The sequence below is a fragment of the Streptomyces tardus genome, from assembly GCF_018101125.2.
GTDB lineage: Bacteria > Actinomycetota > Actinomycetes > Streptomycetales > Streptomycetaceae > Streptomyces > Streptomyces tardus.
Window position 1 is genome coordinate 293189 of sequence record NZ_JAELVF020000001.1, and the last position, 22268, is coordinate 315456.

Genomic DNA, 22268 nt, shown 5'->3' on the forward strand with positions numbered 1-22268 from the left:
CCGTCTGACCCTCCGGCAACCGCGCCCTCGCAGAGCGCGGCGAGTCACCGGCCCCTGGCATGATGGGAGGTCGACTCGCCGCGCTCTGCGGCGATGTGGCGCCGGGGAGGGTCGCGTGGAGCTGGATGTCGCAGGGGTCGTGCAGCAGAGCTGGCCGTACATCGGCGCGGCGGTCGGCGCGTACGGCACCGCGGTGGTGACCCGCGTGGGCGACGACAGCGCCGACGCCGCCGTCGCCTTCGGCCGCCGCCTGCTGAACCGGCTGTGGCGGCGCGAGGAGACCCGTCCGTTCCTGCTGCGTCAGCTCGGCGGCGTGGCGGACGATCCCGCCAACGAAGCTGCGCGCACCGCCCTGTTGGAGGAGCTGCGTCGGATGCTGGTGGACGACGAGGCGCTGCGGCGAGACCTGGCCGCGCTGCTCGGCGACGCACCCCCGGCCCCCGCGAACAGCTTCCGTGCCACCGGCGACCGCTCGGTGGCAGTGGCCACCAACAACGGCGTCATCGCCACCGGTGACAACACCAGGATCGAGCGGGACCCGCGCAGCTGATGCCCCGACGACGCGAGCGCGGAACGCCGTCGGACCGCGGCAGTGCCAAGGCCCGGGCGACGCAGCCGGGCCGCGCTGGGGACGCCGACCGTACGCCCGCGGGGCCGGTGGGCGCCTTCGGCTCGCGTTCGGTGTACGTCGGCGGGGACAACCACGGCCGGATCAGCACGGGCGACACCTACGTCCTGCCCGCGGACACCGTCCGGCCGCCGGCCGAGGTGCCGCCGCCGGTCGACCGGATCGATCTGCCGCACCCCGGCAACGCCCGATTCGCCGGGCGCGAAGGGGAGTTGGCGGGCATCGAGGCGGCGTTCGAGGCGGGCCACAGTATCCAGGTGGTGCACGGTCTGGGCGGCGTGGGCAAAAGCGCCCTCGCGCTGGAGTACGCGCGTCGCCGACGCGGCCCGGCCGGTCGCTACCGGCTCATCCACTGGATGCGCGCCGACAGCCCGCGGCAGATCACCTCCGGTCTGGCCGCTCTCGCCGACCGCACCCAGGGCCACCTCAGGCTGAGCGGACTGGACGAGCAGCAGCGTGCGGCATGGGCGATCGGCTGGCTCCAGAGCTTCTCGGACTGGCTGCTGGTCTTCGACAACGTCGAGCAGCCCGCCGAACTCGACCCGATACTCGGCCGGTTGACCGGCGGACACCACCTGGTCACCAGCCGTCTCGGCACCGGTTGGAACCATCTGCCGCGTACGCTCGCGCTGGACGTGCTCCCGCCGAACGCGGCTGTCTCCATGCTCTCCGCCCTCTCCGGCCTCGACCGCGAAACCGCCGGGCTCGCCCAAGTGGCCGACGCGCTGGGCCACTTGCCGCTCGCGCTGGAACAGGCCGCCGCGTACCTGGAGCAGGAACAGCTCCAACCCGCGGACTATCTGCGCCTGTTGCGCGCGCACCCCGCGCAGGCACTCGGCCCGCACGACCCGCACAGCACCACTCTCGTCCAGGTGTTGCGGCAGTCCCTGACCGCGGTCGAGGAGCAGGACCCCCGCGGCGCGCACGTACTCAGGGTGCTGAGCTGGTTCTCGGCGGAACGGATTCCGCGGCGGTTGCTGCGTTCGCTGCGCGAGGACCGCTCCCGCCCCTCGCGCCGCCTCCTCGCCCGTACGGTGGTGCGCTGGACCCTCCCGTACGCTCGCAGACGCCTCGCGCAACGCGTCGGTTGGCGGCGTCCGCGCGGCGCCGGCACCTGGTCCGCCGCGCACACCGCGCTCCCCGGCTGGGAACGGGCGGTGAGCCGGCTGCGCGCCTACGGGCTTGTCCGCCTCGACGGCGACAGCATCGCGGTGCATCCGCTGGTGGGCACGGTGATGCGCACACCGCAACCCGGCGACCCCCACCGCAACCCCTCTGCCGTCGAGGCGGCGCGGCAGGAGGCCGTCGACCTGCTGCTCACCGCGGTCAGCACACACCGCCACGACGATCCGGCCCAACAGCCGTACTGGCAGAGCCTGTTGCCGCAGATCGAGGCGTACGCCCGGCACACCGACCCGGTCCGGGACCGCGCCGACACCGCCGTCGTGCTGCGGCACGCGGCGCAGTACCTGCTCACGGAGCAGCTGCGCGCCCAGGAAGCCGCGAGCCTGCTGGAGCGGGCCGTCTCCGCACTGGAGCGGGACGTGGTGCTGCCGGGCATGCGACGCGAGGCAGCCCGGGCCGCTCGTACGCTGCTCGCCGACGCGCTGATGCAGTCCGGCCGGCTGCGCGAGGCGATCGCGCTCCACGAGGAGAACGTTTTCAACGGGCCGGCCGACAGCCGGATCCCGTTCGCGCGACAACCCGACCTCGCCGAAACCGGCGCACTCGCGCTCGCCCACGTCCACGCCGGACAGGGCGCGGAGGCGGTGCGGTGGGCGGAACGCGCCGTGGCGGGCCGTACCGCGCGGCACGGCCCGCTGCACAGCCGGACGCTCGCCGCCCGCAACGACCGGGCCCTCGCGTTCCGCCTCGTCGGCCGATACCGACTCGCCCTCGCCGAGCACGAGTTGGTGGCCGCGCACACCGTCGCCCCGACACATCTGCCACAGTCCGCCCGTACAGCTGGTTGCGCAGGGCCTGATGGTCGCGGCCGGCACCGCCTCGCTGGCGGCCATGGCCGCCAGCGAGGCGGTGCCGGCCGCGGTGATCACCACGCCGGCGGTCAGGAAGAGCAGTGCCTTGAACGCGCCGTGGGACAGGAGGTGGAAGACGGCGGCCGAGCGGTTTCCGGAGCGCCGACCGCGCCCGCCGTACGCCCCGCCACGCTGCCCATGAACGCCGTGCTGTGGCTGCTCGCCGTCCCCTCCCTCGGCTTCGGACTGCTCTACTCACGTCTGCCCGACTGGTTCGACGGCGACAGCCTCGCGCCGACGCTCACCACCTCCGTCCTGGCCACCGGTGTGGCCCTCGTCGGTGCGCTGGTCACCTACGCGACCTGGCGCCACACCACGGTGCTCGGCCGCGACCCGGACCCCGGTCCGGTACTCCTGGGCCCGCTGCACGGGCCCGCCCGACCCGTCCGGCTTCGTACCGACCGTACCGCCCGTGCCGCCCGCAACGACCGGGCCCTCGCGTTCCGCCTCGTCGGCCGATACCGACTCGCCCTCGCCGCGCTTCCTCCCTTCAGCGGCTTCTTCTCCAAGGAAGCAGTCCTGGGCGCCGCGGAGCACGCCGCCGTCGAGGGCGGTACGGTCGGTACGAAGCCGGACGGGTCGGGCGGCACGGGCGGTACGGTCGGTACGAAGCCGGACGGGTCGGGCGGCACGGGCAGTGCGGAGCCGGACCGCAGTACGGGCATTACGAGCCCCCACGGCGGTACGCGCAGCACCGGCCCCGACGGCGCTACGGGCTCCGAGGGCGGTACGAGCCCCATCGGCCGTACCGCCCTCGACGGCGGGCACTCGATTCGGGACGCTCTCGTCTCCCGCACCAACCTCGCCCGAGCCCTCCACGACACCGGTGACGTGCTCCGCGCCGCATCCCTGCTGGCCACATCCGTCGCCGAGGCGGAACAACTGCTCGGGCCACTCCACCCGATCACCAGGGACATCGGCGCGGCGCTTGTCGACAACCGCCTCCTGCGCGGCGAACTCACCGGCGCACGCGAGCAGTTGAAACGCGACCTCGCCGAGATGGGCGCGGCCTTCGCCACCCGCCATCCCGAAGTGCGCGTCGCACACGTCCAGTTGGCGGAGGTGCTGTCCGGTCTCGGCGAGCACGGGGAAGCGTGCGCGCTGCTGACAGAGATCCTGCGGAGCTGGGAGGAGACCGTCGGCACGGGCGAGCCCGCGACCCTGTCGGCGCGGGCCGACCTCGTACGGGCACACCTGGCCGCCGACGAAGCGGCACGGGCACTCACCCTGCAGGAGGAGAACGTCCGCCTCGCGCGCGAACACCTCGGACGCGACCACCCCGCCACCCGCGACCATCAGGCCCTGCGCAACCAGCTGTACGGGCGGACCGGCGACTGGCCACGCGCCGTCGCCGCCCACGAGGAACTGGCCTCGGACCTGGAGGACGCCCCCGGCTCCGCGGACGTAGGCGCGCTGCTCGCCGCCGTACGCCATCAACTCGCCCTCGCCTACCTGGAGTCCGGCGACGCGGAACGCGCCGTCGTCCTCGCGGAGCACACCCTGAGCCTGCTGGAGCAGTACGGCGGACGACTGCGCACCGACAGTCTGTACGCCCGCAGCGTCCTGGCCCGCGCCTACGCGGCGACCGGCGACACCGAGCGCGGCGCGGCGATGCTCCGCCACGCACTCGCCGACGCCGAACTCCACCACGGCCAGGACGCCGTGACGTCCGCCCGACTGCGCACCACAGCACGGACGTGGGAGGCGTCGCGCCCTCCGACCGGACGCCCGGGCCCGGCGTAGGCGCGCACATTCGGGCCGCCTGCTCGGCAGCCGGCGACCGCGTCCAGGACGATGCGGGCGCTCGACGGGACGCCCGGCGCGGTACTCGCGCGCCACGAGCGTTCGGACACGGCGGAACGCGACGGGGAGTTCGGTCCCGACCGGCCGGCTGGCGTGGGGCGGGCGCTCCGCCTGGCAATTCGCACCGCCCGACAGCCCGAGCTACTTCGACAGCCTGCGCCATTCAACGGCAACTCGTCGGCGGCGCCGCTCGGTTGTCGCGCCCGAACGACGCCTGGCGAGCGTCGATCCTGCCGTCGCGCCGCGAACCCGGCCCGGCCACGCGGGAGTTCGATCCCAGCCCGGACAGACCGCGCACCTGTCCCGGCGGTCCACCACCCGTACCTGACCAGCCCTACCGCCCGAGCGCGACCGTCGCTGCGCTCTGCTGTTCAGCTCTCGCCGTTCGCCTCTCAGCGGTTTCGCTCTGCTGTTCAGCTCTGCTGTTGCGCTCCGCCGGTCAGCTCTACCGGTCAGCTCCGCCGCCGTCGCAACGGCAGCAGGCAGGGCAGCAGCACCAGTGTGTAGACCCACGGCACCACCAGCGCCGCAACCACCGCCGGCGGCCACGACAGGTGCCCGCCCGCGCCGAGCACGGCGCCGGTCACCACACCGAAGACCACACCGGAAGCCGTCATCCACGAACGCGCGACCAGCGGGTACCGCCAGGACGCCGCCATCCGCAGGGGCACGGCGCCCATGAACGAGAGCGCGAGCACCGACGCCACCGCTCCCGCCATCCCGGCCAACGGAACCAGTACGAGCGCCGCCCACCACGGCACCGGCAGCGCCACCCCGGCGGCCGCCGCCCACACCAGCACGCTGCCGAGCGTGAGCGCACCGTACAACTCCTTGCTGTGGGAACCCCGTTGGCCCTCCACCACGACCACCGACACCAGCGCAAGCACTGCCACCACCAGCGCCGCACCGCCGACCACGAGCGGCGCCGACAGCCCGGTGGCCAGCGCCAGGAGCAGCCCCGCAGCAACCGCCGTCACCAGCGCGACCGCACCGGCCTGAACCGCGAGGGGCCGCTCCCCCGGCTCGCGCAGCTGGGGACGCCGCACACCCGCCCGTCTGGCAGCCTCGTTCCGCGCCGCTCTCGAAACCCGTACCCCGTCGTCCCCTGCCCCGCCGAGTGCGTTCTGCGCGTTCTGCGCAGCCGACGCGAACGCCGACACCGGCAGCGTGCTCTCTGCGATCTCCCGCAGACGCAGCTCCAACTCCTGTGCACTGCGCAGCCGTTGCTCAGGCACCGGATCCAGCAGCTCCCGCAGCAGATGGTCCAGTCGCTGCGGCACCCGGGACGCGTAGCGCCACGCCGGCTCGGGGCTCTCCGCGTCCGGTGGGCGGCCGGTGACCAGCGTGTAGAGCAGCTGCCCGAAGGCGTACAGATCGAAATCCGGCGTCGCGTCGGCAGCGACCGTCAGGCCGGGCGCGGACAGTACGGCCGCGCCCTCGCCGTCGAGCAGCACCCGGTCCAGGCGCACCGAACCGTGGACGACGCCCGCACGATGCAGCACCGCGAGCCCGCGAACGAGGTCGAGCCCCCAGGCCACCACCTCGCGCAGAACCGGACTCTCGGCAGCCAGCCACGCGGCCAACGTCCCGTACGACGACGGCTCCTCGACGAGGTAGCAAAGCCGCCGCTCCCCGACCACCCACTCGCCCTGGTCACCCACCACGACCGACTGCGGCGGCCGCACAGTGGCGTACGCCGCGACGATCGCCACCGCGCGCTCCGCCCGACCCGGCGTGTGCTCCGCCAACTCGACGACCACCGGCCGCTTCCGCCGCACGTCGTACGCGTCCCACCTGCCGAGCTCGCCACCGTCCCCCGACCCCTCGGCCGCGTCACCCTCCCGACCCTCCCGCCGAACGGTGAGCCGGAACCTGCCGTCCACCACCTGCCGAGCTCGAAGTCCGAGAGCGAGGAGGTGAGTCGGGCGACGATCGCCACCGCGCTGGCGGTCGTGGTCGCGCTGCGGCAGGGCGGCGGCACGGGCGAGGCAGCGGTCACCGCGGCCACCGCGTGAGCACGACCACCCTCGCCGTCGAGTCGTCCGGCGACGCCACCGACCTCACCCCCACCCACAACCCAGCCCTCGCCCCAACACCCGCGCGCACGGGGCGCAGTCGGCGATATTTCCTGCGCGCGCCGGCCACAGAGGTCCGGCGTCCTCGTCGCGTACGACCCGGGAGGTCCATCCCCGCGTGCGCGGGGAGCAGTCTTGTTGACCTGGGCTTATGGCGGCGGAGAGGGCTTTGACGCAACTACCGAGGATCGCGACATAGTTGACGATTCCGGCAGTGCGGAAGTTCGGTGCCGCTGGAGTGCGGCGGGTGCGCGGAGGGGGTTGGGGCGCGGGGTGCGGCTCCAACCCCCTCCGTGCGGGCTACTGCCCGGCGCGCGTCGCTCCCCTCAGGACTGGGGGCGACGGCCGTGGTTCGCGCTGTTCTTGCGACGAGCCTTCTTCTTACGGCGACGCTTGGACGACATGACTACCTCCGGTCGTGGTCGATCTCGGACGTCGTTCCGGCCGCGGCACAGCCCGGCAGGTGACGTCCCGTACTCGGCTCAATCCCATCCGCCCGGGCCCTGTAGGGCAAATCCGCTGGTGACAGGCGCGACGGAAGTGGTCGCGCGGGCCCCGGGACGGCGACGGCTATCCGCTCAGTGAGCCCGATTTGAGGGCGGTGAGGAACGTCGTCCAGTCGTCGTGCGCGAGTACGAGCGCGGGACCCGAGGGCACCTTGCTGTCGCGGACGGGTACGACGCCGGCGAAACCGTCGGCGACTTCGAGGCAGTCGCCGCCGTCCTGGTTGCTGTAGCTGGACTTGCGCCACGAAACGGACATCAGGTGGAAGTCGGGTCGCACGGCGGCTCCTTGATGAGATCGGCGATGAGCTTCAGCGACTTGGTAGCCGACAATGCTTCACCAGAGAGACGATCGCAGTTGAGCTACTGGCGCTCAACCGGGTCAACCAGTTCACCCGAGTAGCCGGGTTCGGCAGAAGCTCCGGTCCACTTGGACGACATGGCTATCTCCGGTGGTGGTCGATCCCAGGCGCAGCTCCGGACGCGGCACGGCCAAAAAACTACACCGTAGGGCAAATCCGCTGGTGACAGGCGTGATGGAAGTGCTCGTGCGGCGTCCGGGGCGGCGGGGGTCAGTCGCTCAGTGAGCCCGATTTGAGGGCAGTGAGGAACGTCGTCCAGTCGTCGTGCGCGAGTACGAGCGCGGGACCCGAGGGCACCTTGCTGTCGCGGACGGGTACGACGCCGGCGAAACCGTCGGCGACTTCGAGGCAAGAGCCCCCGTCCTGGTTGCTGTAGCTGGACTTGCGCCACGAAACGGGCATCAGGTGGAAGTCGGGTCGCACGGCGGCTCCTTGATGAGATCGGCGATGAGCTTCAGCGACTCGGCGACCGGCAGTGCCTCGTCGCGGAGTCGATCGTAGCTGAGGACGAGCCGCTCAACCGGGCTGGTTTCCTCAACCAGTTCGCCGGAGTAGCCGGACTCGATCCAGGCGACTGTTCTCGCGTCGGGCAGACGCAGAAAGTCCACGTACATGTTGGTCAGGGCGTGGAAACCCGTTGCCAGCGGCAGGAGTTGGACGGAGACGTTGGGCAGTTCCGTGGTGCGCAACAGGTGGTGCAGTTGTTGCGCCCAGTGCGCCGGGTCCTTCGTCGGGGTGCGGAGTACGGCCTCGGAGAGGATGACGCGCAGGAACGGTGCGTTCGGGGCGTGCAGCAGGTGCCTGCGTTCGCAGCGCGCCTTGACCTGTGTCTCCAGCGAGCTGCCGGTGAGACCTCCGGCGGAGAGCAGAGCGCGCGCGTACGACTCGACCTGGAGCAGACCGGGCACGACGGCGGGCGAGTAGATCTGGATGCTGGTGGCCTCGGCCTCCATCGCCATGTAGCGGCGGTATCGCGCGCGGAACTGACTGGGGTCCTTCTGCGCGATCTCCCAGAGAATGAGGAGGTAGTCGGTGCCGTAGAGACGGTCGAGGTCCTGGACCATCTCCGGGCCGCCGAGGGTCTCCCCCAGTTCCATCCGGCCGAGGTGCGAGTGGTCCCAGGTGATCGCCGCCCCGACCTCGCGCAGCGTCTTTCCGTGTCGCCTGCGACAGGACCGCAGTTCCTCGGCGAATCGGGCGCGGGGTTCCTGCGAGCGGCCGGTGACGGCCCTTCTGATCGGCATCGGGTGCTCCCTTTTCTACGCCGTGTTGTTGGTTTTGTGGAACGTGTCGCGGAGGACGTCGGCACAGCGCGTCATGCGCTGGTGCGAACGGTCACTCGACGCGCACCCTCGTAAACGTAGCGCCACGAACCCCCTCGACGGACCGGTTCTGGCGACCGGAACGGGGAGCTAAGGCAGGCGCACGTGATCGCGGAGGGGCGCATGAGTGGAACAGCGGACGGAATAAGGCAGTTGGGGGCCGAGCCGGCCCACAACTGGGTAGGTATGTCCGGGGCGCATGAGTGGTCGGAGATCTGGGAGTTCCCTGCTCATGAGCCGGTGCTGCTGGTCGGGCTCGCAGCCGTGCACCCCTTCTCCGCACGGGAGTTGACTGGTGCAGTGCGCAGGGGGTGGGAGACGTGAACAGTTCCAACGAGTCGGAGGTCGCCGGGTGCGCGGAGTGCGTACGGCTGCGGCGCGAGCGGGAGGCAGCGAGCCTGACGGGCGAGCTGTCGCGCGAGGTCGATTGGACGGTTCTGTTGCAACGGCACATGGTTTCGGAGCATCAGGCGGTGCGACGTCCGTGAGCAGTCCGCACCGGAGTTGCGACGACGGGTTCGACGCCGACGGGGCCGTACCCGTGCCACCGACGCCTCCCGCGCCGCCACCGCTACCGCCATCACCGACAACAACAACCACGGATGCCGCCCACGGCACTGCCACCACAAGCGCCGGGGACGGCGGTGATGTTGCGGCACCCACCGGGCAACGGGTGCTCGGCGGGGACGAGTTGGCCGTGGAGGTGGCGGCTCTCCGGGCCCGGGTGCGTCTGCATCTGGCGCGGCTGCGCCGGTGAGTACCGACTCGCGCCCGTACGGCGAACAAGCGGTGACGCAGCGGCCCCGGCAGCCGTGCGGCGAGGGCTATCTGTGCGAGGTGTACGCCCAACCCCTCGACGCCTCGCCGCTGTACCTGCTGGCGTCGGCCCGCCTCAACTCCCCCCGATTGGTACTGCGTTGGCTGAAGGGCCGGGCGGTACGGCTCTCCCGCGCGCTTGACCTCGAGCCCGGAGCGGGTCCGTGGCCGACCGCCGCTCTCCGCCCGGCACCGGACGACGCTCCGTCGCCGGGGGTTCGGCTGCGCCTCTGGGCGCAGGACCGGTCGGCGCACGAGGAGTTGCTGCGCGGGCTGCGGATACGCGAGTTGGTGTCGGTCACCGCGGCGGACACCGACGTCCTCTACACCCTCACCGCCCGCGCGCTCCCGGCACCCACAGTCGCCGCCGCTCGGTGAGGTGTCGGCGGGGCAGGTTTCTACGCCCCTCCGGGCAGCGGGCAGCGCAGTCGGCCGGTGCCCGCTGCCCTCGGGGGCCACCGGTACGCACGCACTCGTCATCCGCCATCCGCCATCCGCCATCCGTGCCACGGTGCACCGCGGCCAGCTCCGTACGCCGGCGCGCGACGCACGCCGTACCTCGGCGCTGGGGGTGCTCGACCCCGGAGAGCGACATCGGGCTGAGGTCTTAGGCCGAAAAACCGAGTGAGAGTTGTCAGTGGTGAACCGTAGGCTCGGTGCTGATGAACGCGTCTACCGAACCCCCAGCCGTGACAGCCGCCGTGGAGGCGGAAGAGGTCGCGAAGGCGGCCGTCGACCAAGCCGCCGACCAGCAGGAAGCCGACCCGTCGCGGTCGGCCGTGCGGTCGTTGCTGCGGTTGTGGCCCTTTGTGAAACCGGTGCGGGCGCGGCTCTTCACGGCCGCGTTCATCGCGATCATCGCTTCCTGCACGGGGCTCTTGGTGCCGGTGGTGCTGAAGTGGATCGTGGACGGCCCCGTGGCCGATCGGGACACCGCAGGGGTGTGGCTCGGCGGCGGGTTGCTGCTGGCGGTCGGGGTGGCGGAGGCGCTGCTCTTCGGCCTGCGGCGGTGGCTGGTGGCACGGCCTCTGGCCGGGGTCGAGGCGTCGATGCGGGCGCAGTTGTACGAGCGTCTTCAGCGGCTGCCGGTGAGTTTTCACGACCGTTGGGCGAGCGGGCAGTTGCTCTCCCGCGGCACGACCGACCTCCAGCTGCTGCGGCTGTTCCTGGCCTTTCCGATGACCTTCCTCCTGGTCAACGGCGTGACCATCCTGGTCGGTTGCGGGATTCTGCTCGCGCTGGACTGGGGTCTGGGGCTGCTGCTGCTCTTGCCGGTGGTGCCGCTGATCGTGCTCTGCTCCCTCTTCGAGGGGAAGTACGCGGTGCAGGCCCGGCTGGCGCAGGACCAGGTCGGTGATCTGACGACGGTCGTCGAGGAGTCGGTGCTCGGTGTGCGGATCATCAAGGGCTTCGGGCGGCACCGAAGCCAGGCGAGGGCCTTTCGCGACCTGGCGAACCGGTTGCGCGGCACCGAGCTGCGCAAGGCCCGACTGCTGGCCGGTATCTGGGCGTTGATCATGACGCTGCCGGAGCTGGCGCTCGGCGCTGCGCTGCTGCTCGGCACCGTGCAGGTGGCGGACGGGGAGTTGTCCGCGGGGACGCTGGTCGCCTTCCTGTCGACGGCGCTCGCGCTGCGGTGGCCGATCGACTCCATCGGCTTCCTGCTGGCGATGAGCAACGAGGCGGCGACGGCCACGGATCGCTTCTACGAGGTGCTGGACGCCCCCGTGGCGCCGGACACCCTGCCCGCGAAGTCAGGAGCTGCCCGCGGCACGGACGACCCGTCCGAGCAGGCCGCGACACGGCAGCAATCCGAGCAGAAGACGTCCGGGCAGGAGCGCACCGAGCAGGAACCGTCCGGGCAGCAGCAATCCGAGCAGCAGCCGTCGGAGCACAAGCCCACCGAGCGGGAGGGCGGGGACGGTCTGCGGCTGGAGGGCGTCATCTTCCGGTTCGCGGATGCGCCCGAGTCCGCGCCGCCGGTGCTGGACGGCGTCGATCTGCGGATACGTCCGGGCGAGACGATGGCCCTGGTCGGGGCGACCGGCAGCGGCAAGACGACGTTGACGGCGCTCGTGCCGCGGCTGCACGAGCTGTCCGGCGGTCGCATTCTGCTGGACGGCACGGACGTCGCGACACTGCCCGGCGCGGAGTTGCGGCGCAGGGTGGCGGTGGCGTTCGAGGAGCCGACGCTCTTCTCCGCGAGCGTGCGGGAGAACGTCGCGATGGGCGCGGGTGCGGACGCCGACGGGCAGGTCAGCGACGAGGATGTCTGGCGCGCGCTGCGGGTGGCCCAGGCTGACGGTTTCGTCTCGGCGCTCCCGCAGGGCGTCGAGACCCAGGTCGGCGAGCAGGGCCAGAGCCTGTCGGGCGGGCAGCGTCAGCGGCTCGCCCTGGCGCGGGCGGTGGTCGGCAAACCGCGGTTCCTGGTACTCGACGACCCGCTGTCGGCGCTGGACGTGCACACCGAGGCGCGGGTGGAGGCGGCGCTGCGCGAGGTGCTGTCCACCACCACCGCGCTGGTGGTGGCGCACCGCCCGTCGACGGTGCTGCTCGCCGACCGGGTGGCACTGCTGTCCGGCGGGCGGGTGACGGCCGTCGGCACCCACCACGAGTTGTTGCGGGACAACGCGGAGTACCGCCATCTGATGTCAGGCGCGCCCGAGCAGGCGCCGAGTGAGCCAGAACTACGGGGAGCACGGTGACCACCACACCCTCGACCGCCAACTCTCAGGCGAAAAGCACCACTTCACCGTCGGACGCCGAGGCACGCACGGACGCGCGGAAGCGTACGCAGGACCCGGCGCACGTCGGCACCGAGGCACGTCAGGACGCGGAGAACGGCCCCGGCACCGAGGCGCCCGCCGGCGTACAAGCGGCGGCCGACGCCGGGGGCCCGGCGGCCGACGCCGGGGAGGGGGCCTCCTCCGACCCGTTCGACCGGGACGTGCTGCCGGCGCCGAAGGACGCGCCGCGTCGGCTGCTCGTTTCACTGCTGCGGTACCACAAGCCGTGGGTGGCGCTGGCCGCGGTGCTGCTGATGTTCCAGCAGGCAGCGATGCAGGCCGGGCCACTGCTGGTGGCGTTCGCCATCGACCGGGCGGTGCCCGCGCTGCGCGGCGACGACTACGGCCCGCTGGTGCTGCTGGGTTCGCTCTACCTGGTGGCGGCGGTCGCCTCGGGGGGCCTGCAGTACGTCTTCATCAGGGTCGCGGCCCGGATCAACCAGCGGGTGCTGCTGGATCTGCGCGGCCGTATCTACCGCCACTCCCAGGCGCTGAGCGTGGACTTCCACGACCGCTACACCTCCGGCCGGCTGATCTCGCGCTCCACCACGGACGTGGAGGCGCTGCGGGAGCTGCTGGACGAGGGACTCCAGGAGCTGATCCAGGTCGTCCTGTCGATCGTCTACATCACGGCGATGCTGCTGGTGCTGGACGTCGGGCTGGGCGGGGCTGCGGTGCTGTCGTTCGTGCCGCTGCTGATGCTGGTGCGCAACTTCCAGAAGCGTTCGATGCGGGTCTACCGCAAGCGTTCGACGGCGATCGCGGCGGTGATCGTGAAGTTCGCCGAGACCATGAACGGCATCCGCCCGGTGAAGTCCTTCCGTCGTGAGCGGGCGAACGACGCGGCGTTCGCCGAGCTCAACTCCCACCACATGCGGGTGAACGGCGACTCGATCCTGGAGATGGCCCGCTACGTGGTGCTCTCCCGGCTCACCGCCAACGTCGCGGTCGCCGCGATCGTGGTCTGGGGCGCGTACCGGGTGGCGGACGGCACGCTGGCGCTCGGCGTCCTCGCGGCCTCCGCGCTGTACATCCGGCGGCTGTACGACCCGATCGACCGGATGGGCATGTTCCTCAACTCCTACCAGTCGGCGGCGGCTTCGCTGGAGAAGATCGCGGGTCTGCTGGCGCAGGAGCCCTCGGTGCCCGACCCGGCCCAACCGCGCGAGCTGCCGGAGCGGGAGGAGGGGAAGCCGGGCAGATCGGTGGAGTTCGAGGGAGTGAGCTTCGGCTACCGCAGAGGCGGCGAGGTGCTGCCGCGCTTCGATCTGAGCATTCCCGCCGGCGAGACGGTCGCCGTGGTGGGTTCCACGGGCGCCGGCAAGTCGACGCTCGCCAGACTGCTCGCCCGTTTCTACGATCCGAGCCACGGCCGGGTGCTGCTGGACGGCGTGGATCTGCGGGAGTTGGCAGTGCCCGAGCTCAGACGCGGGGTGGTGATGGTGACGCAGGAGGCGTTCCTCTTCAGCGGCACGGTCGCCGAGAACATCGCCATCGGCCGTCCCGACGCCACCCGCGAGCAGATCGAGGACGCGGCCCGGTCGATCGGCGCTCACGACTTCATCCGCACGCTGCCGGACGGGTACGACACCGATGTGCGCAAGCGCGGCGGCCGTATCTCCGCGGGCCAGCGGCAGTTGGTGTCCTTCGCCCGTGCGTTGCTGGCCGACCCGTCGGTGCTGATCCTGGACGAGGCGACGTCCTCGCTGGACGTGCCCGGAGAGCGGGCGGTTCAGCAGGCGATGGACACGGTGCTGCACGGGCGTACGGCGATGGTGATCGCCCACCGGCTGTCCACGGTCGAGATCGCGGACCGGGTGCTGGTGATGTCGGACGGCAGGATCGTCGAGGACGGTCCGCCCGCCGAACTCATCGCGGGCAGCGGCCGGTTCGCCGATCTCCACCGTGCCTGGCGCGACAGCCTGAGCTGAGGCGCAGGCGCCGCCCCGACGCGCGTGCTCCCCGGAGCACCGCGAGGCGGCGGCCGGAGGTGTCGGCGGGGCTAGGTTCGGAGCGGCTGCGAGGCGGGCTGAGCGACGTGCTGTCTCCGCATCCCGGGCCCTGGGCGCTCCCGGCGGCGATCGCGGCGCTGCGGCGGCAGTCGCGGCGCTCAGGCGTCGCCGGCGCTCAGGGGCCGGGGCCGGGGCCGCTCAGAAGTCGGGGCGCCGGATCGGTGGCGCGGGTTCAGGCAGCGTGCCGGCGCCGGCCGGCGAGAGGCTGTCGAGAATCAGGGCCACGTACCGGCGCCATCCGGTCTCGCCGGGCTCCATCGTCCAGGTGACGCTGATCAGCATGGTCATGATCCGGCGCAGATCCTCCGGCACGAGGTCCTGCCTGATCACTCCGGCCTGCTGGCCGCGTCGCACCGCCGGGTCGAGCACCTCGAAGAACCGGTCACCCGCGCCGCTGGTGAGGACACCGGTGTTCCGGGCGGCGACGAGTACGTGGTGGTGGGCGATGGCGGAGGCGAGCGCCGTCTCCAGCATGAGGGCGACGCCGCGCAGCGGGTCGGGGTCCTTGCGGGCGCGGTCGAGCGCGGGGCCCACCTGCTCGGCGAACTGCCGGTCGAGCACGGCGCGCAGCAGCGCGCTCTTGTCCGGGAAGCGCCGGAAGAGGGTGGCGATGCCCACTCCGGCGCGGCGGGCGACGGCGTCCAGCGAGGCGTCCGGACCGACCTCGGCGTAGACCTCGCGGGCGGCGCGGAGGATCTTCTCCGAGTTGCGGGCGGCGTCGGCACGCAACGGTCTGGGGGTCCCTGTGGGCATGCGTCCACCCTAACAAGTGATAGTTCACCATCTTTTCGAGTTGACTCGCCGGCCCCTCGAAGTGAGAGTTGGCTACTGGTTGGCTTCCGTATCCAAAGCCGTCGCCGTCGCGACCCGACCTGCGCGATCTGACCCCGCACGACTCGAACCCCGTGGTCCGGGACGTCGGCGCACCGCCGGGCCGTGCAGACGGGCCGGCCGCCCGAGCAGCCCGCCCAGCCACGACCAGCACGCCCTGACCCGCACCTGCCCGACCACGACCCGCACCGCCAGCGCGTCCCACGCACCCGCACGAGCACGACCCGCACGCACCGCACCGCACCGCACCGCACCCGTAGGACCACAACCGCACAACCCCGCGCCCGTACAGCTCCACACCGGCACCGCCCGCACCACACCGCCCGCCCCGCACCGCCCGCACCGCACGGACCCGCCGCCCGCACCGACACGCCGGTCGGCAGCCGCGCGGAGCGGCCACCGCCGCAGCCGAGACCTCGGCGCCTCGACCGAAGCGCCGCCCGTCACACACCCGAGGAAACCTCCATGTCCCAACCGTCCACGAGCCCGCGGACCGGCGGAGTGGTCGCGACGCTCGCCCTGGCCGGTGTCACGGCCGCGGTGATGCAGACGCTGGTCACCCCGCTGCTGCCGGAACTGCCCCGGATACTCGACACCTCACCCTCCAACGCCGCCTGGGTCATCACCGCGACGCTCCTGGTCGCGGGTTGCTGCGTGCCGATCATCGGTCGGCTCGGCGACATGCTCGGCAAGCGGCGCATGCTGCTGGCCTGTTCGGTGCCGCTGATGGCGGGTTCGGTGGTGTGTGCGCTGTCCAGCAGCGTCGTGCCGATGATCGTCGGCCGCGGCCTCCAGGGCGTCGGAATGGGCATGATCCCGCTGGGGATCGCCCTGCTCAGGGATGTCGTGCCGGCCGAGCGGCTCAGCTCGTCGATCGCGCTGGTCAGCGCCTCGATGGGGATCGGCGGCGGTATCGGGCTGCCGGTCGCCGCGGCGGTCGCCCAGTACTCCAGCTGGCGCGCGCTGTTCTGGGGTTCGGCCGTGCTCGCCGCGCTGGTGGCGGTGATGATCTATCTGCTGGTGCCCCAGGCGCCGCCAACCGCCAAGGGGCAGCGCTTCGACTTCGTGGGCGCGGTCGGGCTCGCCGTCGGCCTGGTCTCCCTGCTGCTGGCGGTCTCCAAGGGCGCCGACTGGGGCTGGAGTTCGACCACCACCCTCACGCTCTTCGCCCTCGCCGCGGTGACTCTGATCGCCTGGGGCTTCTTCGAATGGCGCACCCGGGAGCCGCTGGTGGACCTGCGCACCACCGCCCGTCCGCGCGTACTGCTCACCAACCTCGCCTCGATACTCATCGGCTTCGGCATGTACGCGAGCATGCTCGTCGTTCCGCAGTTGTTGCAGTATCCGGAGGCCACCGGATTCGGGCTGGGTCAGTCCATGCTCGCCGCCGGGCTGTGGATGCTGCCGGGCGGACTGATGATGATGGTCGTCTCGCCGCTCGGCGGGATGCTGACCAACGCCCGCGGCCCGAAGACCACACTGATCAGTGGCGCGCTCGTCCTGGCGACCGGCTACCTCGCCTCGCTTCTGCTCGCCGGTACGGCGGTGGGGCTGATGGCCGCTCTGATGATCATGAACAGCGGTGTCGCGCTCGCCTACGGCGCGATGCCCGCACTGATCATGAGCGCGGTGCCGGTCGGCGAGACCGCTGCGGCGAACGGCTTCAACGCCCTGATGCGTTCGCTGGGCACCTCGGTCGGTGCAGCCGTGGTCGGCGTCGTGCTCGCCCAGATGACCACGACCGCCGGCGGTCACACCTTCACCTCGGAGAGCGGATTCCGCACGGCGCTGATCATCGGCTGCGTACTGGCGCTCGCCTCCGCCGCCATCGCCGCCCTCATCCCGCACACCCACACCGCCGCACCCGCCCCGCAGCAGGCGCTCCCGGGCGGCCCGGGTGCGGGGACGGACACGGCGCCGGGTGCAGGGACGGACGCCGGGCCGCTCCGGAGCGCGGACGTCGGCCCGGGCGATGCCTCGACCGGGGCGGACAACGACCGGGTTCGCAGCGGGAGTTGAGCGCCACCGCCGTCGTGGGGCAGGCCCGTCCGACGGGCCGAGCCCACGACGGCGTGGCCGCCCGGCACGTGTCCGGAGCGACGGCCGGCGGCCCGTCAGACGCTCGTCGTGGAGCCGGGACGGACGATCATGAGGATCGTCACCGTGACCCACAGCAGGTTGAAGATCCCGGTCACCATGCCCAACCGGGCCGCCGCCCGCCGCACCGAACGCGCCTCCGGAACGGCCGCGGTACGGATCTCCGTAGGTGCCTGCGGACGGGTTGGCACGTCGCTCCCGTCGCCCCGTACGTCGGCGGACTCCCCCTGGAGCGCGTCGAGTTCGCGTTCCTGGGCGGGGAGGATCAGCAGACCGAGCACCGCGGCGGCTGCTGCGGTGAGCACCATCGAGACGATCAGCCAGGCGCTGCCGAGCACCCCGAGGCTGTTCGCGGTGGCGAGTCCGAAGACTGGCACGCAGACTCCGAACACCGCGTACACGCGGCAGATCCGGTGCAGCAGCCGCAGTACGACGAGCCCGTCCCGATCCGCGGTGTGGTCCTGCCCGCTCCCGTACGGGGAACTCCCGTGTTCTGCCGTCCGGTTGCCGGCCGCGGCGGCACGGCGCAGCGCGGGCGGGAACATGCTGGCGGCGACGGTCACCGGCCCGACGGCGACGACGGCCGCGATCACGTGCAGGGTCAGCAGCAGCTTGGTCACGGCCGGCACTCGCCTTCGGAGCCGGAGGTGGCGGAGGAGCCGGAGGCGTCGGGTGCGCGACGTGTGCCGGTGACGGCGGAGGCCGGCAGGCGCCCGGCCCGCGACGAACCTGCCAGGGTGTCACCCCGGACGGTGACGTCGAAGGCGAGGTTGCGCCGCAACGGGCGGGTGACCGCCTGTCTCCACGCGAGCTACTCGCCCCGCTCGACGAGGTCCTCCAGCGGGACCCGCTCCCCCGCCCCCTGCGCAGTGCCGCGGAGCCGCCCCTCGTCGCGGTGGAACTCGACGACGGCGTCCACCCTCCCGATCGGTGTGACGACGACCGGGTCCCAGCTGCCTTCTGCGGGCATGTCTCCCTCTTTTCCCTCAACGTGCTCGCGGTGAGGCGGATCCGAACCGCGAGCGAAGGTGTACGACGCGGCGCGCCGCTCGTCGCAGCCGCCGTCACCATCAGCGACCCGGTGCTTCAGTGCGGCACCGGAGCCGGCCCCCGGTCGCGCCACACCGTGCCGCGGCGCTCGTGGGCGAAGAGCTGTTCCACGGCGTGTGCGATCCGCGGGCCCACCTCGCGCTCCAGCAGATACAGCCCGAGGTCGAGCCCGGAGGTGACTCCGGCGGCGGTGACGAGGTCGCCGTCCTCGACGAGTCGGGCTTCCACCGCACGCGCACCGGTGGCGTCCAGCAGATCGGCGCCGAGATGGTGGGTGGTGGCCCAACGGCCTTCCAGCAGGCCGGACATGGCGAGTACGAGCGAGCCTCCGCAGACCGTGGCGACGGTGGTCCGGGGGCTGCGCACGGCTCGTTCCAGCAGTGCGGGCAGTTCGGTCTCCAGCGTCCGGCCGAGCAGCACCGGCACCGACTCCGGCGGCTGGTGCCCGCCCGGGCCGTCAAGCCCGTCGTCCGGCCGCTCCCCCGGCGGCCCCACCCGGCCCGAGGCGCCGGGGACGAGCACCAGATCCACACTTTCGGGGTCGAGTCGCGCGGTGGCGCGCAACGTCACCCCGCTGGTCCCGCTGACCACTTCGCGCGGCCCCTCCGCGGACACCAACTCCACCTCGACGGCCCCGCCGGAAGCCGCGCCCCCCGCGTGGAGCACCTCGTACGGCCCGATGACGTCGAGCGGATCGAAGCCGTCGAAGAGAACGATCTGCGCATGCATGGAAGGGCCTTCCGGTGGTTCGACGCTACGCGGGCGACCGCACAGGCGGCTGCGGCTGCGGCTGCGGCTGCCGGCTGCGGCTGCGGCTGCGGCTGCGGCTGCGGCTGCGGCTGCGGCTGCCTCGAACGTAGGCCGCACACCCCCGGCCTTCCCAGTGGCAGGAGCGACACCCTTCAACGGCTTTCCGCCAAATCCCGCAGAAACCACACACTCCGCTCCGACCTGCGTCGATGCCCCACATCGCCGCGTCCACCACCGGTTTCCGCTCTTGACCGGCCGCGTAAATTACGACGCATGCACACGGTCGCCGTCCTCGCCCTGGAGCAGGTCATACCCTTCGACCTGTCCACCCCGATCGAGGTTTTCGGCCGCACCCGGCTGCCGGACGGCCGCCCCGGTTACCAGGTCCGCGTCTGCGCGGAGCAGCCGGAGATCGACGCCGACGCCTTCGCCCTGCGTGCGCCGCACGGACTGGAGGGACTCAAGGGCGCGGACACCGTCGTCGTACCGGGTACGGCTACGCTCGCCGCGCCGTCGCCCGCCGTCCGGGCGGCTCTGATCGACGCGGCGGCGCGCGGCACCCGTATCGCCTCGATCTGCGCCGGCGCCTTCCCGTTGGCCGCGACCGGACTGCTGGACGGGCTGCGGGCCACCACCCACTGGGCCGCAGCGCAGACCCTGGCCGACCTCCACCCGGAGATCGACGTGGACCCCGACGTCCTCTACGTCGACAACGGGCACCTCCTCACCTCGGCCGGCGCCGCCGCCGGGCTCGACCTGTGTCTGCACATGATCCGGCGCGACTACGGTTCGGCGGTCGCCGCGGACGCGGCCCGGCTCTCGGTCATGCCGCTCGAACGGGAGGGCGGGCAGGCGCAGTTCATCGTCCACGACCTGCCGCCCACTCCGCGCGGGCAGGGGCTGGAGCCGCTGCTGGAGTGGCTCCAGGACAACCTCGGCCGCGAACTGGCCCTGCCCGACATCGCGGACCGCGCCGGCACCAGCACCCGTACGCTCATCAGGCACTTCCGCGAGCAGACCGGCATCACCCCGCTGCAGTGGCTGCACCGCGCACGGGTACGCCGGGCGCAGCATCTGCTGGAGACCACCGACCATGCGGTGGAACGTGTCGGCGCGCAGGTCGGGTTCGGTTCCTCGACCGCCTTCCGGGACCGTTTCAAGCGCACCACGGGCGTCAGCCCGCACGCCTACCGCCGTTCCTTCCGCTAGGGGCCGTCCGGCCCTGCGGTCGAGCCCACACTTCCGGCCCCGTACTTCCCTCCGGACCGCGAGCCTCCCATCGAGTTCACGCCAAGCGCCTGCACGACCGCCCCACGCAGCCCGCGCCACACACCCACCCCGCCGCCGCGGCTCCGACGGACGGCCACGGCGTGCCGGTTCAGGGCAGCAGGCGCAGTGCCCGGTCGCGCAGTCGCACATGTCGGGTGGACATCACGCGGTGCAGGGTGCGGGATCCGAGTGCGATCCGCTGGGCGCTGCGCCGGCGTTCGCTGTCGTAGGCGTGCAGTGCGGCGGCGCGGGCGCCGCGGCCGTGGACGGCCAGGGCGCGCGCCAGTGCCTCGGCGTCGAGGACCGCGGTGCAGGCGCCCTGGCCGAGGTTGGGTGTCATGGCGTGCGCGGCATCCCCGAGGAGGGCGACACAGGGGCCCCGGGTACTGACGAACGAGCGCAACGCCGGAGCGAGATGGCGCATCTCGTAGCGGATCCAGGTGCTCCGGTCCGTCTCCGCGAACAGCCGGGGCACGGGGTGGTGCCAGCCTCGGAACCGGCCCGGCAGTTCGTCGATCGTGGTGTTGCGGGGGACCACGGCGTACCAGTTGGTACAGCCGGGCTCGATCGGGGTCATGCCGACGAAGCTGCCCGCGCCCCAGGTCTCGCCGTGGATCGGGGACTCGAAGTCGGCGATGCCGATCCAGGCCGTGTTCCCCGCCGCCTTCGGGGCGCTCCGCTCCCCGAAGTGTGCGGTGCGCACGGTGCTGCCGATGCCGTCGGCGCCGATGACCACGTCGTACCGGTCGGCGAGGCCCAGGGCGTCGGTGACCCGCTCGCCGTGGCTGATCCGGACGTCGCCGAAGTCGTCGAGCGCTCCGAGCATCGCGTCGAGCAGGTAGTGGCGGGAGAGGAGCAGCTCGGGGCGGCCCTCGCGGCGTTCGATGCGTTCCAGCGGGAGGCGGGCGAGTGGTCGCCCCTGCGGCGAGCGGATGTACGCCTCGCGGTACGGGACGGCACGGGCGTGCAGTTCGGCGCCGACGCCCAGCCGCTCCAGTGCGCTCTGGGCCGTCGGATGGATGCCGAACGCCGTGCCGTACCGGGCGGGTTCGGGGCGCCGTTCGAGGACCGTCACCTGCCAGCCTGCGCGGCGCAGGCCGAGCGCGCAGGCCAGTCCTCCGATACCGGCGCCGACGATGACGGCGCTTCCGGGCTCGCCCGTGCTGCCTGTCGTTCGTGTCATGGCCCCTCCGAACTTCCGCGTTCCGTCCCGACGGGCCTGGCCCTGCCGAGCAACCACCACATACGTGGTACCACGGTTGGGGTGGCACGGGCAACGTGGATGATGTCCGCACGACAGAGGAGAGAGACGACGTGGTGAACACCGACCGCAGGACCCGACTCGGCGACGCGGCGATGGAGGTGCTGGCGGAGCACGGCGGACGCGGGCTGACCCACCGCGCGGTCGACGCGGTCGCGGACGTGCCGCCCGGCACCGCGAAGAACTACTTCCCCAGCAGGGACGCCCTGCTGCGCGCGGCGGCCGAGCACTGCGTGCGGCGATACCGGGCGATCACCGAGGAGTTGGCGGCCCGCGGCCCCGCCCCCGGCAGCCGCCGGGCGCTGGTCGCGCAGCTCACCGGATTGCTCGCCGATGTCGCGGGGCCGGGCCGGGCCCGGCTGCTGGCCTGCCTGGAGCTCCAGGCGGAGGCAGCGCGCAGGCCGGCACTCTCCGACATCCTGGACCCGATCGCCGCCTCGGACTTCCCCGGTATGGAGCTCGCCCAGCGGGCCGCCGGGCTGCCCCTCACCCCGGCCGCCTCCCGCACCGTCACCCTTGCCCTGCACGGGGCGATCACCCACCTGCTGGCGGGCGGCCCCGCCACTCTCGCCGCAGCAGGACTCGACGATCTCGACCGTTTCGTGCGCGAACTCCTCGACGTCGTCTGCCCCGAGTGACCCACCGGCCCCTCGGGGCAGGTGGGTCA

At 72.3% G+C, this 22268-nt stretch carries 19 protein-coding genes and 2 pseudogenes; 11 read left to right on the forward strand and 10 right to left on the reverse strand.

The features are described 5' to 3' along the window. Nucleotides 1–115 precede the first annotated feature (115 nt). The 3 genes and pseudogenes from JGS22_RS01210 to JGS22_RS27245 all read left to right on the forward strand — a co-directional run bounded on the left by JGS22_RS01210 (nucleotide 116) and on the right by JGS22_RS27245 (nucleotide 4407). On the forward strand, nucleotides 116–550 hold the full coding sequence (locus JGS22_RS01210) for a hypothetical protein (RefSeq protein ID WP_308405460.1): 435 nt from the start codon (nucleotides 116–118) through the stop codon (nucleotides 548–550). A 2255-nt stretch (nucleotides 551–2805) separates the two neighbouring features. Next, nucleotides 2806–3228: pseudogene (locus tag JGS22_RS27530) on the forward strand (NADH-quinone oxidoreductase subunit L); the annotation flags it as partial. Nucleotides 3229–3435: 207 nt separating this feature from the next. Continuing rightward, on the forward strand, nucleotides 3436–4407 hold the full coding sequence (locus JGS22_RS27245; protein ID WP_372454291.1) for a tetratricopeptide repeat protein: 972 nt from the start codon (nucleotides 3436–3438) through the stop codon (nucleotides 4405–4407). Between the two features lie 512 nt (nucleotides 4408–4919). Here the strand turns inward: JGS22_RS27245 and JGS22_RS01220 are convergent. From JGS22_RS01220 to JGS22_RS01235, 5 genes are all read right to left on the reverse strand, one after another. After that, nucleotides 4920–6350 carry a protein kinase family protein gene (locus JGS22_RS01220; protein WP_216814802.1) on the reverse strand — a complete coding sequence of 477 codons (1431 nt, stop codon included), beginning with the start codon at nucleotides 6348–6350 and terminating at the stop codon, nucleotides 4920–4922. A gap of 518 nt (nucleotides 6351–6868) precedes the next feature. Next, entirely contained in the window at nucleotides 6869–6946 is a 78-nt protein-coding gene (locus JGS22_RS27575; protein WP_503003238.1) for a 50S ribosomal protein bL37, read from the reverse strand. A 166-nt stretch (nucleotides 6947–7112) separates the two neighbouring features. Next, nucleotides 7113–7304, reverse strand: a complete 192-nt coding sequence (locus tag JGS22_RS01225) for a DUF397 domain-containing protein (RefSeq protein WP_211040632.1) — start codon at nucleotides 7302–7304, stop codon at nucleotides 7113–7115. Nucleotides 7305–7617: 313 nt separating this feature from the next. Next, nucleotides 7618–7809 (reverse strand): DUF397 domain-containing protein, encoded by a 192-nt coding sequence (locus JGS22_RS01230; protein ID WP_211040631.1) that lies wholly within the window; start codon nucleotides 7807–7809, stop codon nucleotides 7618–7620. Further along, on the reverse strand, nucleotides 7809–8651 hold the full coding sequence (locus tag JGS22_RS01235; RefSeq protein ID WP_211040628.1) for a helix-turn-helix domain-containing protein: 843 nt from the start codon (nucleotides 8649–8651) through the stop codon (nucleotides 7809–7811). The genes JGS22_RS01230 and JGS22_RS01235 overlap by 1 nt, the downstream gene beginning before the upstream one ends. A gap of 201 nt (nucleotides 8652–8852) precedes the next feature. On the opposite strand from JGS22_RS01235, the gene JGS22_RS01240 reads away from it, so the two are divergent. From JGS22_RS01240 to JGS22_RS01260, 5 genes are all read left to right on the forward strand, one after another. Beyond that, complete coding sequence (locus JGS22_RS01240; RefSeq protein WP_211040627.1) at nucleotides 8853–9053, forward strand: hypothetical protein; 201 nt, start codon at nucleotides 8853–8855, stop codon at nucleotides 9051–9053. Further along, entirely contained in the window at nucleotides 9050–9217 is a 168-nt protein-coding gene (locus JGS22_RS01245) for a hypothetical protein (RefSeq protein ID WP_211040626.1), read from the forward strand. Before JGS22_RS01240 ends, JGS22_RS01245 begins: the two co-directional genes overlap by 4 nt. 265 nt (nucleotides 9218–9482) lie before the next feature. Then, nucleotides 9483–9923: a hypothetical protein gene (locus tag JGS22_RS01250; RefSeq protein ID WP_211040625.1), complete on the forward strand. Its 441-nt coding sequence runs from the start codon at nucleotides 9483–9485 to the stop codon at nucleotides 9921–9923. A 284-nt stretch (nucleotides 9924–10207) separates the two neighbouring features. Beyond that, nucleotides 10208–12250 (forward strand): ABC transporter ATP-binding protein, encoded by a 2043-nt coding sequence (locus JGS22_RS01255; RefSeq protein ID WP_211040624.1) that lies wholly within the window; start codon nucleotides 10208–10210, stop codon nucleotides 12248–12250. Continuing rightward, nucleotides 12247–14262, forward strand: a complete 2016-nt coding sequence (locus JGS22_RS01260; protein WP_308405461.1) for an ABC transporter ATP-binding protein — start codon at nucleotides 12247–12249, stop codon at nucleotides 14260–14262. Before JGS22_RS01255 ends, JGS22_RS01260 begins: the two co-directional genes overlap by 4 nt. Nucleotides 14263–14481: 219 nt before the next feature. Here the strand turns inward: JGS22_RS01260 and JGS22_RS01265 are convergent, their stop codons facing one another. Continuing rightward, the gene (locus JGS22_RS01265) at nucleotides 14482–15096 is read right to left on the reverse strand and encodes a TetR/AcrR family transcriptional regulator (RefSeq protein ID WP_211040623.1); all 615 of its coding nucleotides are present in this window, start codon (nucleotides 15094–15096) and stop codon (nucleotides 14482–14484) included. Between the two features lie 543 nt (nucleotides 15097–15639). Here JGS22_RS01265 and JGS22_RS01270 point away from each other — a divergent pair. Further along, complete coding sequence (locus JGS22_RS01270; RefSeq protein WP_211040622.1) at nucleotides 15640–17193, forward strand: MFS transporter; 1554 nt, start codon at nucleotides 15640–15642, stop codon at nucleotides 17191–17193. 95 nt (nucleotides 17194–17288) lie between these two features. Here the strand turns inward: JGS22_RS01270 and JGS22_RS01275 are convergent, their stop codons facing one another. From JGS22_RS01275 to JGS22_RS01285, 3 genes and pseudogenes are all read right to left on the reverse strand, one after another. After that, on the reverse strand, nucleotides 17289–17891 hold the full coding sequence (locus JGS22_RS01275) for a hypothetical protein (RefSeq protein WP_211040621.1): 603 nt from the start codon (nucleotides 17889–17891) through the stop codon (nucleotides 17289–17291). Then, nucleotides 17888–18241 (reverse strand): annotated as a pseudogene (locus JGS22_RS01280) (hypothetical protein). The gene JGS22_RS01275 and the pseudogene JGS22_RS01280 overlap by 4 nt, the downstream one beginning before the upstream one ends. Nucleotides 18242–18357: 116 nt before the next feature. Continuing rightward, entirely contained in the window at nucleotides 18358–19050 is a 693-nt protein-coding gene (locus tag JGS22_RS01285) for a DJ-1/PfpI family protein (RefSeq protein ID WP_211040620.1), read from the reverse strand. A gap of 294 nt (nucleotides 19051–19344) precedes the next feature. On the opposite strand from JGS22_RS01285, the gene JGS22_RS01290 reads away from it, so the two are divergent. Continuing rightward, complete coding sequence (locus JGS22_RS01290; protein WP_211040619.1) at nucleotides 19345–20280, forward strand: GlxA family transcriptional regulator; 936 nt, start codon at nucleotides 19345–19347, stop codon at nucleotides 20278–20280. Nucleotides 20281–20449: 169 nt separating this feature from the next. Here the strand turns inward: JGS22_RS01290 and JGS22_RS01295 are convergent, their stop codons facing one another. Further along, nucleotides 20450–21523: an FAD-dependent oxidoreductase gene (locus tag JGS22_RS01295; protein WP_211040618.1), complete on the reverse strand. Its 1074-nt coding sequence runs from the start codon at nucleotides 21521–21523 to the stop codon at nucleotides 20450–20452. Between the two features lie 134 nt (nucleotides 21524–21657). Between JGS22_RS01295 and JGS22_RS01300 the strand changes: the two genes are divergently transcribed. Next, nucleotides 21658–22239 carry a TetR/AcrR family transcriptional regulator gene (locus tag JGS22_RS01300; RefSeq protein WP_211040629.1) on the forward strand — a complete coding sequence of 194 codons (582 nt, stop codon included), beginning with the start codon at nucleotides 21658–21660 and terminating at the stop codon, nucleotides 22237–22239. The last annotated feature ends 29 nt before the right edge of the window (nucleotides 22240–22268 follow it).

What these genes read in the sequence shown, in the direction of transcription:
- JGS22_RS27575 (WP_503003238.1), bottom strand. Translation starts at nt 6,946, where the DNA reads ATGTCGTCCAAGCGTCGCCGTAAGAAGAAGGCTCGTCGCAAGAACAGC.
- JGS22_RS01225 (WP_211040632.1), bottom strand. Translation starts at nt 7,304, where the DNA reads ATGTCCGTTTCGTGGCGCAAGTCCAGCTACAGCAACCAGGACGGCGGC.
- JGS22_RS01230 (WP_211040631.1), bottom strand. Translation starts at nt 7,809, where the DNA reads ATGCCCGTTTCGTGGCGCAAGTCCAGCTACAGCAACCAGGACGGGGGC.
- JGS22_RS01235 (WP_211040628.1), bottom strand. Translation starts at nt 8,651, where the DNA reads ATGCCGATCAGAAGGGCCGTCACCGGCCGCTCGCAGGAACCCCGCGCC.
- JGS22_RS01240 (WP_211040627.1), top strand. Translation starts at nt 8,853, where the DNA reads ATGAGTGGAACAGCGGACGGAATAAGGCAGTTGGGGGCCGAGCCGGCC.
- JGS22_RS01255 (WP_211040624.1), top strand. Translation starts at nt 10,208, where the DNA reads ATGAACGCGTCTACCGAACCCCCAGCCGTGACAGCCGCCGTGGAGGCG.
- JGS22_RS01265 (WP_211040623.1), bottom strand. Translation starts at nt 15,096, where the DNA reads ATGCCCACAGGGACCCCCAGACCGTTGCGTGCCGACGCCGCCCGCAAC.
- JGS22_RS01270 (WP_211040622.1), top strand. Translation starts at nt 15,640, where the DNA reads ATGTCCCAACCGTCCACGAGCCCGCGGACCGGCGGAGTGGTCGCGACG.
- JGS22_RS01285 (WP_211040620.1), bottom strand. Translation starts at nt 19,050, where the DNA reads ATGCATGCGCAGATCGTTCTCTTCGACGGCTTCGATCCGCTCGACGTC.
- JGS22_RS01290 (WP_211040619.1), top strand. Translation starts at nt 19,345, where the DNA reads ATGCACACGGTCGCCGTCCTCGCCCTGGAGCAGGTCATACCCTTCGAC.
- JGS22_RS01295 (WP_211040618.1), bottom strand. Translation starts at nt 21,523, where the DNA reads ATGACACGAACGACAGGCAGCACGGGCGAGCCCGGAAGCGCCGTCATC.